The sequence below is a fragment of the Curtobacterium sp. VKM Ac-1376 genome, from assembly GCF_015351025.1.
In the GTDB taxonomy this organism is placed as follows: Bacteria; Actinomycetota; Actinomycetes; order Actinomycetales; family Microbacteriaceae; genus Curtobacterium.
Window position 1 is genome coordinate 64,615 of the sequence record NZ_JADKRV010000013.1, and the last position, 9,983, is coordinate 74,597.

The window sequence follows — 9,983 nt, forward strand, 5'->3', positions numbered from 1 at the left end:
GCCTCCCGGCCGGGCGTGCCCGGCGTACCTGGCCGAACCGGGCGTAGCTGGTGCGTCGGAACGACCAGGTACGCCCGATTGCGCCTTGCATCGCGGTCGCTGTGGGAAGGAACCGACAGCGCCGACGTCAGTCGGTGAAGATCACCCCGACCGGCTCGCGCTTCTCCTCCTGGAACTGGTCCTCGCCGCGGCCCAGCGCCCAGTAGGCGGACAGCGACATCTCGGACTTCTCGAGTCCCCAGTCGTCCTGCAGCAAGCGACGGATCGCCTTCATCGCGGTCCGCTCGCCGTGCGCGAAGACCTGCACCGGTCGGGAGGCACGGGGCAGTGCGCGCGCCGTCTCCAGCAGGAGCGTGCCCGGCTGGGCGCCGGTGGCGTCGCGGTGCAGCCACCGCAGGTCGACCCCGGCCGGGTGCGGGATGTCCTGCTCGTCGCCGTGGCCGGCGACCTCGACCAGGGCGATGCCGGTGGAGGTGGCGGGCATCGCCTCGAGCGCGGAGCCGATGGCGGGCAGGGCGCTGTCGTCGCCGAGCAGCACGTGCGTGACGGCCGGGTCGACGGACGGGGCGTACCCGCCGCCGGGACCGGACAGGGCGAGCCGGTCACCGGGCTGGGCGGACGCCGCCCACGGACCGGCGAGTCCCTCGTCGCCGTGCACGACGAAGTCGATCGCGATGGTCCGCGTGGTGTGGTCGACCGCGCGCACGGTGTAGGTGCGGCGGGCAGGGCGGTCCTGCTTCGGCAGGGTGTCGCGCAGCGCCTCGAGGTCGTAGGGCGGCTCGAGCCCGAGCGAGGGCTTCGCGAGCAGGAGCTTCACGTACCTGTCCGTGGCGGCGAGGCGGTCGGGGTCGGCCTCCGCCACGAAGTCCTCGAACGCGGAACCACCCAGGTGGACGCGCACCATGTGGGGCGAGAGCCGCTCGGTGCGGTCGACGACGAAGACGTGCTGGGGGCGTTTGGGTTTCGAGCTCATCGTGGGGGAGCTTCCTCTCGGACGTTCGGCGCCACCTGGGTGATCCCTGCTTGACGCGCGCAGCACTAAGGTTAGCCTTACCTCATGGACTCGACCGTCATCCCGTTCTCCGAGCTGCTGCGCCGACGCACGTGGCGCTCACACGGTGCCTCGGCCACGAGCGGCTTCATGCAGGACCTGCTCGGCGGTGACTGCGACGTCGCGGACTTCGCGGACCTGCTCGGTCAGTACGCCTTCGTGTACGACGCGCTCGAGCGGGCGGCGGAGCGCATGGCGGACCACCCGGTGGCGGCACCGTTCGTCACCGCACAGCTGACCCGGATGCCGGCGATCCGCGCCGACCTGGAGTACCTGATCGGCCCGGACTGGACCGAACTGGTGTGCCCGCTGCCCGCGACGACGGCGTACGTCCGGCGGCTGAACGAGGTCGCGGCCGAATGGCCCGGCGGCTTCGTGGCGCACCACTACACGCGGTACCTCGGCGACGTGTCCGGCGGGCACGTCATCGGGCAGGTGCTCGCCGAGCGGTTCGGGTTCGACACCAACGGCGTGCTGTTCTACATCTTCGACCAGGTCGCCGACCCGAACGGCTTCGAGGACACCTACCGGGCACAGCTCGACGCCGCACCCTGGTCGCGCGACGAGCAGGAGCGGGTCATCGCCGAGGTCGAGCTCGCGTACTCACTCGACCACGGGCTGCTCGATGGCCTGGAGGCCCGGCGCGCGCCGATCCGGCCGGTACCGGGCGACCGGGCGGCGTCCGCCTCCACCGCCTGACGACCACCCGACCACGGTCGTCAGGGTCGCGCGTCCGTCCGGACGGTCGACGTCATGCGCCCCCGGGTGCCGATACGCTGCTGGGACCCGGGACCAGCCTCCCGGACGACCCGGAAAGGACTCCATGACGGCGATCGACGGATCTGCACGCCACGAGCGCGCGCGGGACGACGTCAGCGGTGCGGTCGACAGTGACCTGCGCGCCGACGTGCGGTACCTCGGCAACCTGCTCGGCCGGGTGCTGCGCGAGAACGGCGGCGACGAGCTGCTCCACGACGTGGAGTCGCTGCGTGCGGCCGTGATCGACGCCTACGAGGGTGACCACGCCGAGGGCGCCGCCCGTGCCCAGGCGATCGTGTCGGCGATGTCGGCCGAGCGTGCCGAGGCCGTGGCCCAGGCGTTCACCACCTACTTCCACCTCACCAACCTGGCCGAGGAGCACCACCGTGTGCGGGTCCTCCGGCAGCGTGGTGACGACGGCGGCCAGCCCGGTGACTCGTTCCCCGCCACCTACGCGGCACTCGTGGCCGAGGTCGGCGAGGCCGAGGCAGCCGAGCGGCTCCGCACCCTGCGGTTCCACCCCGTGCTGACGGCGCACCCGACCGAGGCCCGCCGGCGTGCGGTGACCACGGGCGTCCGCCGGATCACCGACCTCATCGACGAGCGTGACCGCTCCCGGAACGCCACCGCGCGTGCCGAGAACGAGCGACGGCTGCTCGAGGAGATCACGACCCTCCTGCGCACCTCGCCGCTCCGCACCACCCGGCCGACCCCGCTCGACGAGGTCCGCACCGCGATGAGCGTGTTCGACCAGACGCTGTTCGAGATCGTCCCGCAGGTCTACCGCCTGCTCGACGACCGGCTGCAGGGCGACGACGCTGGGCGCGCCCCGGTCATCGCCCCCGCGTTCGTGCGGTTCGGCACCTGGATCGGCGGTGACCGCGACGGCAACCCGCACGTCACCGCCGAGGTCACCCGCCAGGCGGCCGAGATCGCCGCCGAGCACATCCTGCTCGGCCTCGCCCGCGCCGCCACCCGCATCGGCAGCGCCCTCACCCTCGACGCGAGCGACACCCCGGCCGATGCCGGGCTCACCGCCCTCGTCGCATCACAGGAATCGCTCGACCCCGGCATCGCTGAGCGCATCGGTGTCCGCGCCCCGAACGAGACGCACCGACGTGCGCTCCTGTTCGTGGCCGCACGCATCGACGCGACCCGCACCGGCACCGCGCCGCTCAGGTACGACGGGCCCGAGGCGCTGCTGAGCGACCTCCGCACCATCCAGGCCTCGCTCGTCCGGGCAGGGGCGATCCGTCCGGCCAACGGCGAGATGCAGAACCTCGTCTGGCAGGTCGAGACCTTCGGGTTCCACCTGGCCGAGCTCGAGGTCCGCCAGCACTCGCAGGTGCACCGGAACGCCCTCGCCGAGATCCGCGCCGGCGGTGAGCTGAGCGAGACCACCGAAGAGGTCCTCGCGGTCTTCCGCACCATCGCGTCCCTGCAGGCCCGCTCCGGCGTCCGTGCCGCCAACCGTTACATCGTGTCGTTCACGCAGTCCGCGGCGGACCTGGCGAACGTGCACGAGCTCGCGGTCGCAGCACTCGGGTCGGCCGAGGCCGCACCCGTGCTCGACGTCATCCCGCTGTTCGAGACCTTCGCCGACCTGCACGCCAGCGTCGACATCCTCGACGAGGCCGTCCGTACCGAGCCGTTCCAGCGACGCCTCGCCGCCACGGGCCGTCGGCTCGAGGTCATGCTCGGCTACTCGGACTCGTCGAAGGACGTCGGCCCGGTGTCCGCGAACCTGGCGCTCTACGACGCGCAGGCCCGCATCGCCGACTGGGCCCGCGACAACGAGATCGAACTCACCCTGTTCCACGGCCGGGGCGGTTCGCTCGGCCGCGGTGGCGGTCCCGCCAACGAGGCTGTCCTCGCGCAGCCGCCGGGATCGATCGACGGTCGCCTGAAGCTCACCGAGCAGGGCGAGGTCATCTTCGCCCAGTACGGCGACCAGGACATCGCCGCGCGGCACCTCGAGCAGATGGCCTCGGCGACGCTGTTCGCGTCGTCGCCGTCGAACGAGGCGCGCACCGCCGCCGCGGCCGCCCGCTTCGCCGACCTCGCCCAGCAGCTCGACGACGTCTCGCGCGTCGCCTTCTACGACCTGGTCAAGGCGGACGGCTTCGCGCCGTGGTTCGCGCGGGTCACCCCGATGGAGGAGATCGGGCTGCTGCCGCTCGGCTCCCGTCCGGCCCGCCGCGGGCTGTCCGTGGAGTCGCTGGAAGACCTCCGGGCGATCCCGTGGGTGTTCTCGTGGACGCAGGCGCGCATCAACCTGGCCGGCTGGTACGGGCTCGGTTCGGCGCTCGAGGCCGTCGGTGACCTGGACGTCCTGCGCTCCGCGTACGCCGAGTGGCCGCTGTTCGGCGCGATGATCAAGAACGTCGAGATGTCGCTCGCGAAGACCGACGAGTACATCGCCCGCCGGTACCTCGAGCTCGCCGACCGTGACGACCTCGCCGCCAAGGTGCTCGGCGAGATGGTCCGCACCCGCGACTGGGTGCTCAGGGTCTCCGGCGGCAGCGACGTGCTCGAGGACCGTCCGGTCCTCGCCCGCGCCGTCCGCCTCCGCAGCCCGTACGTGGACGCGCTGTCCCACCTGCAGCTCCGCGCGCTCCGGTCCATCCGGACCTCGGGCAGCACGGACCCGACGGACGCGGACCACCGTCTGCTCCTGCTCACCGTCAACGGGATCGCCGCCGGCCTGCAGAACACGGGCTGACGCGCGTCGTCGACGCCAACGGGCGGACGGGAGGCCCGGTGCCGAGCCCCCCGTCCCGGCGAATCGGCCGGGCACGGGCGGGAACCCGGCCGGAGCCGGTAGGTTGCTGCTTGCAAGGCGCACTGATCTGAGGAGACCAACCGAGATGGACATCGTCGTACACGAGGCGGAGACCGACACCGCCGTCCTGGAGTGCAGCGGCCGGCTCAACATGGTCTCGGCACCGACGTTCCGCGAGACCGTCGCCCAGATCGTCGGCAACGGGCGCTCGCGTCTCGTCGTCGAGCTGTCCGGGGTCGAGTTCATGGACTCGTCCGGCCTCGGCGCCCTGGTCGGCAGCCTGAAGACCGCGCGCCAGGCCGGTGGGGACCTCCGCATCGCCGCACCGTCCGAGCAGGTCCAGATGGTGCTCAAGCTCTCGAACATCGACAAGATCCTGCGGACGTACCCGGACGGGGACGCCGCGGTGACCGACTGGTGATGACGGCCCCCGCCGCCGAGCACATGCTCGCACTGGCGTGTCCGCCGGACGACGTCACCGCCGTGCACGAGTTCCTCGCCGGGGTGTGGGAGCACGAGCCCACCGTCTCCGCCGAGGACCGCATGGCGCTCGAGCTCGCCATCGTCGAACTCACCTCGAACGTCATCGAGCACGGTTCCCGCCCGAGCGGGATCTCCTGCGAGCTGCGGCTCGAGATCGGCGACGAGCGCTTCCAGGCGCTGTTGTCCGACGACGGTGTCGCCGCGACCGTCGACACCGAGGCGGCAGGACTGCCCGACGACCTGGCCGAGAGTGGCCGCGGGCTCGCGCTCGTCCGCATGGTGGTCGACGACCTCCGCTACGAGCGCGTGGCCGACCGGAACCGTTGGACGGTCCGTCGAGACCGCCACTAGCACTTCATCCGCACAGCGCACCGCAGGAGCCGATAACCGCAAGGTCCGGAGGGGGATTGCCGCCCATCCCGGCTGGCGTGCCACGATTCGCGCGATGACTGACGAACCCGATCCCCGGATCAGTTTCGAGACGTCCGGTACCCGGCTCGACGGGGCAGTCCAACTGTACGAGGACGCGTACGCGAGCTCAGGCTTCTCGGCGTCCCGGACGGATCGTCCGTTCGCGTACCGGTTCCGCGTGATGGGCACTGACGTGATGACGTTCCGTTCCACCCGCTTCGACGGGCGGATGCAGGGCGAGGTCGAGGTGCCGGACGAGTACGTCGCCACGTGGACGGCGGACGGCGGCGGACGCATCGACGTCGGGCGCCAGGAGGTCGACTTCGCGCCGGGCGCGCCGACGATGTTCCCCACGGGTCGGCCGTTCGCCTTCGACCTGCAAGACGTCCGCCAGAGCCTGGTGCAGGTCGACCGCGCGTACCTGGAGTGCGTCGCGGCCGAGGTCCACGGGGCCCGCTCCGGTGTACTCGTCTTCGACCACACGCTCGTGCCCCGCCCGGAGGACCTGCGCGGGTGGAACGTCCACGTGCAGCGAGCGGCCGCGACGCTGTTCGGCGCAGCGCCGATCGCCGCGCTGGCCCTCGCCGAGACGGTCCGCGAGACCGCCGTGGCCTTCCTCCGCACGTTCCCGCACGAGCTCGTCGCACCGGCCGTCCCGCTGCCGCAGGGCGCCACGGGGCGGGTGCGCGAGGCCGTGGAGTTCATGCACGCCTTCGCCCACACACCCGTGACGACCACCGAAGTCGCCGAGCACGTCGGGCTGAGCGTGCGCGGGCTGCAGCAGGCGTTCCAGCGGCAGGTCGGCATCGCACCGAACGCGATGCTCCGCGGCATCCGACTGGACCGCGTGCACGAGGAGCTCCGCCGCGCTTCGGTCGGTGAGCTCACGGTGGCGAGCGTCGCGCAGCGATGGGGCTTCGCACACCTCGGCCGGTTCTCGGGGGCGTACGCGGCCCGGTTCGGGCAGTACCCCCGCGACACCCTGCTGCAGCCGACGAGCACCCTGCAGCGGAGCTGATCCGTGGTCGTGCCCCGCCCGTTCGCTACGCTGCCCCGGTGAGCACACCGCGACCGTGGGTGATCGTGCCCGGGATCTGGAACTCCGCCCCGGAGCACTGGCAGTCCGTCTGGCAGCAGGAGCGCGGGACCGCAGCGGTCCGCATCGCGCCCGCGTCCTGGCGCGAGCCCGACCCCGACGACTGGCGCCACGCGATCTCCGTCGCCGTGGCCTCGTGCCCCGAGCCGCCGGTCCTCGTCGCTCACAGCCTGGGCGTGCTGGCCGTCGCCGACTGGGTCGCCACCTCGGCGGCGGGGCTGACTCTCGCCGTCGCCGGTGTCTTCCTCGTCGCGCCGCCCGACCCGCTCGCCCCGGCCTTCCCCGAGGCGGCGGTCGGCTTCACCGCTCCGCGGGCGATCCCGGAGGGCACTCGCGTCCCAGCGCAGCTCGTGGTGAGCGACGACGACCCGTACTGCAGCGCCGCGCGGGCCACCGAGTTCGCGGCGGCGATGGGTGCCGAGGTCGTGCGCGTCGGTGCCCTCGGGCACGTGAACGTGGCGAGCGGCGTCGGTGCCTGGCCGTGGGGTCGAGCGCTCCTGCAGCGCTTCGAGGACGCGCGCTGAGCCCACTGATCGAGGCGCCGTGCGACACGCCGTTCACGTTCGGCCCGATATGGCAGGGAGTGCAGCGACACACCGCGGATGTCCGTCGTTTCCGCAGTGGCGATATTTATCCTTCGGACATGGAGACCCAGCCCGGCGCACGCACCCCCCTCGTGGACCCGTTCGGCCGCGAGCTCGAGGCGTGGCTCCGCGACGCCCCGGCGACGCGTGCGCCCTACGTGCCGGACCTCGTGGTCCCGCCCGTCACCGGTCCCGTGCCGCACCCCGGCTTCGTGGCTGCCGGTGCACCCGACCGCTCGACGGACGCCGCCGGTGCCGTCGACGTGACACCGGCGGCTCCCGCCTTCCGCCGAGACCGCGCCCGGCACGCTGCTGTCTGCGCGCCGTCGTTCCCGGAGCCCCCGGAGCGCCTCGCCCTCCGCATCGAGGACCTCGCCGTCGCGGTGTCCTCCTCCGCTGGTCGCAGCACCATCGAGCGCATCGTCCTGCTCGAGGACGAGGTCCGTCGACGTGACGAGGACCTCGCCCGCCTCGCGGCGTGGGAAGCCACGGTCGCTGGCGCTGACGACGCCGAGGTGACCGCCGCACGCGACTTCGCCCGCACCGTCTTCGCCGACCTGCTCGCCGACGCCGCCCTCGAGGCCGACCGCCGCGAGCGCGCCAGCGCCCGTCGCGCCGCCACCGCTCCCGTCGCGGTCGTCGTCCGCTCCGCGCCGGCCCCGCGAGCCGCGAGCACCGACGCTCCCACCGCGGCCGCCCCGGTGACCGCGGCGACCATCGTCGCACCCGCACCCGCACCCGCGGCCGTGGAGCTGGTCACCCCGGAACGGGACGAGCCCGTCCGACCGGTGCTGGGCCTCCCGGCCGTCTCGCCGGTGTCCGCCGCGACGCGGCCGACCCCGCTCGTCCTGCCAGCCACCGGGCCGACCGTGATCGACCGGGCGACCTTCGCCGCCGCCCTCACGGCGCACCAGGGCGTCACCGCCAGCACGCCCGTCGTGCTGCCGGACGTAGTCGCCGCTCCCGTCGTCGAGACGCCGGAGACAGGCCCCGCCGACTCCGACTCCGACGTCAAGGCCGTCGAGCCGGCGGCCGCCGGCTGGTGGTCGCGACTCGTCGCCCGCCTGGTCCACCTGCTCGGTCGCCACTGACGTCCTGGAGGCCCGGGTCACCCCAGACGGACCGGCTGCCGGTGCGTGGGCTGTTGCCTCGGTAGACTGACGGGATGCCGACGCTCCGCGAACTCCAGGCCGTGATCGAAGACCTGTGGCCCGCCGCAGGAGCCGAGTCGTGGGACGCCGTCGGGCTCGTGGCGGGCGACCCGGACGCCACCGTCGAGCACGTGCACCTCGCCGTCGACGCAGTGCCCGACACCGCCCGCGAGACCGTCGAACTCGGTGCGGGTCTCCTGTTCACGCACCACCCGCTGCTGCTCCGCGGGGTCACCACCATCGCCGAGTCGACGTACAAGGGCAGCGTGCTCGCGACCCTGGTGCGCGGCGGCAGTGCCCTCGTCGCGGCGCACACCAACGCCGACGTCGTCACGACCGGCACCTCGGCGGTGCTCGCCGACCGGCTCGGCCTCGTCGAGCAGCGTCCGCTCGAGCCGAGTGCCGGCGGGCGGACCGGCGGCTCGTCGGGCAGTGACGGCGCCACCGGGATCGGGCGCGTCGGTGACCTGCGCGAGCCCACGACGCTCGGCGCCCTCGCCCGCAGCCTCGTCGACCTGCTGCCGCCGACCGCCACCGGCGTCCGCGTCTCCGGGGCGTTCGACCAGCCCGTCCGCCGTGTCGCGCTCTGCGCCGGTGCCGGCGACGCCTTCCTGCGCAACCCCGCCGTGCTCGGGGCAGACGTCTACATCACGAGCGACCTGCGCCACCACCCCGCATCCGAGTTCCGCGAGCAGGCGATGCTCGGCGGTGGACCCGCCCTCATCGACACCTCGCACTGGGCCACCGAGTGGCTCTGGCTCGACGTCGCCGCCGAACAGCTGCGCGCCCGCACCGGTGTCCGGGTCACCGTGAGCGACCTCCGTACCGACCCGTGGGACTTCGCCGTCCTGCCGGCCGCCGAACCCACCACCCCCACAGAAGGAGCCTGACCATGAAGGCAGCACCCGAGGACCAGGTCATCCTCCTCGACGTCCAGCGACTCGACAACGACGTCACCCGGATCGCGCACCGCATCACCTCGCTGCAGAAGGGCGACCGGCTCACCGAGCTCAGCAAGCAGGCTGCGGGCCTCCGGAGCGAACTCGTCGCCGCCACGGGTGACGTCGAGGACGCCGAGCGCGAGCTCGCCCGGCTCGAGTCCGACACCGCGATCGCGCAGGCCCGGGTCGAGCGCGACACGACGATGCTGCAGAACGTCGCGAGCGCGAAGGACGCCGCCGGCCTGCAGAGCGAGCTCGACTCGCTGCAGCGGCGCATCGGCGGACTCGAGACCGCCGAGCTCGAGATCATGGAGAACCTCGACGTGCTCCGTGCCCGAGTCGGGGACATCGAGGCGAAGCTCGCCGACGTCGAGGCCGCTCGCAGTGGCCTGGTCGCCGAGCGCGACGCCGAGATCGCCCGGTTGACGGCCGACCGCGAGTCCGCCGAGCAGGCCCGCGCGGACGTCGCCGCCAAGGTGCCGGCCGAGCTGCTCGCGCTGTACGACCGGCAGCGTGCCCGCTACGGGTTCGGCGCGTCGCTGCTGCAGGGCGGCGTCTCGACGGCCTCGGGCGTGGCGCTCAACAACTCCGACCTGCAGACCATCCGTCGGTCAGCGCCCGACGACGTCGTTCTGTGCCCGGACAGCGACGCGATCCTGGTGCGGACGGCCGAGTCCGGGCTGTAGGCGCGCGACACGACGGACGGGAGGCGCGGTGCCAGCTGG

10 protein-coding genes are annotated in these 9,983 nt (G+C 73.0%); 9 read left to right on the forward strand and 1 reads right to left on the reverse strand.

Annotated elements, in window-relative coordinates; genetic code table 11:
* Positions 1-127 precede the first annotated feature (127 nt).
* Positions 128-973 carry a siderophore-interacting protein gene (locus ITJ56_RS14285; protein WP_194631272.1) on the reverse strand — a complete coding sequence of 282 codons (846 nt, stop codon included), beginning with the start codon at positions 971-973 and terminating at the stop codon, positions 128-130.
* Positions 974-1,057: 84 nt separating this feature from the next.
* Between ITJ56_RS14285 and ITJ56_RS14290 the strand changes: the two genes are divergently transcribed.
* The 9 genes from ITJ56_RS14290 to ITJ56_RS14330 all read left to right on the forward strand — a co-directional run bounded on the left by ITJ56_RS14290 (position 1,058) and on the right by ITJ56_RS14330 (position 9,944).
* The gene (locus ITJ56_RS14290; RefSeq protein WP_194631273.1) at positions 1,058-1,750 is read left to right on the forward strand and encodes a heme oxygenase (biliverdin-producing); all 693 of its coding nucleotides are present in this window, start codon (positions 1,058-1,060) and stop codon (positions 1,748-1,750) included.
* Between the two features lie 124 nt (positions 1,751-1,874).
* Entirely contained in the window at positions 1,875-4,532 is a 2,658-nt protein-coding gene (locus tag ITJ56_RS14295) for a phosphoenolpyruvate carboxylase (RefSeq protein ID WP_194631274.1), read from the forward strand.
* A gap of 145 nt (positions 4,533-4,677) precedes the next feature.
* Entirely contained in the window at positions 4,678-5,013 is a 336-nt protein-coding gene (locus ITJ56_RS14300; protein ID WP_017886068.1) for an STAS domain-containing protein, read from the forward strand.
* Positions 5,013-5,426, forward strand: a complete 414-nt coding sequence (locus ITJ56_RS14305; RefSeq protein ID WP_228517890.1) for an ATP-binding protein — start codon at positions 5,013-5,015, stop codon at positions 5,424-5,426. Before ITJ56_RS14300 ends, ITJ56_RS14305 begins: the two co-directional genes overlap by 1 nt.
* 94 nt (positions 5,427-5,520) lie before the next feature.
* Positions 5,521-6,504, forward strand: coding sequence for a helix-turn-helix transcriptional regulator (locus tag ITJ56_RS14310; RefSeq protein ID WP_194631275.1), 984 nt, complete (start codon positions 5,521-5,523; stop codon positions 6,502-6,504).
* A gap of 38 nt (positions 6,505-6,542) precedes the next feature.
* The gene (locus ITJ56_RS14315; RefSeq protein WP_323749825.1) at positions 6,543-7,106 is read left to right on the forward strand and encodes an RBBP9/YdeN family alpha/beta hydrolase; all 564 of its coding nucleotides are present in this window, start codon (positions 6,543-6,545) and stop codon (positions 7,104-7,106) included.
* Positions 7,107-7,225: 119 nt separating this feature from the next.
* Positions 7,226-8,257 carry a hypothetical protein gene (locus ITJ56_RS14320; RefSeq protein ID WP_194631277.1) on the forward strand — a complete coding sequence of 344 codons (1,032 nt, stop codon included), beginning with the start codon at positions 7,226-7,228 and terminating at the stop codon, positions 8,255-8,257.
* 74 nt (positions 8,258-8,331) lie between these two features.
* Positions 8,332-9,207 carry a Nif3-like dinuclear metal center hexameric protein gene (locus ITJ56_RS14325; RefSeq protein ID WP_194631278.1) on the forward strand — a complete coding sequence of 292 codons (876 nt, stop codon included), beginning with the start codon at positions 8,332-8,334 and terminating at the stop codon, positions 9,205-9,207.
* Between the two features lie 2 nt (positions 9,208-9,209).
* Positions 9,210-9,944, forward strand: coding sequence for a zinc ribbon domain-containing protein (locus ITJ56_RS14330; protein ID WP_194631279.1), 735 nt, complete (start codon positions 9,210-9,212; stop codon positions 9,942-9,944).
* The last annotated feature ends 39 nt before the right edge of the window (positions 9,945-9,983 follow it).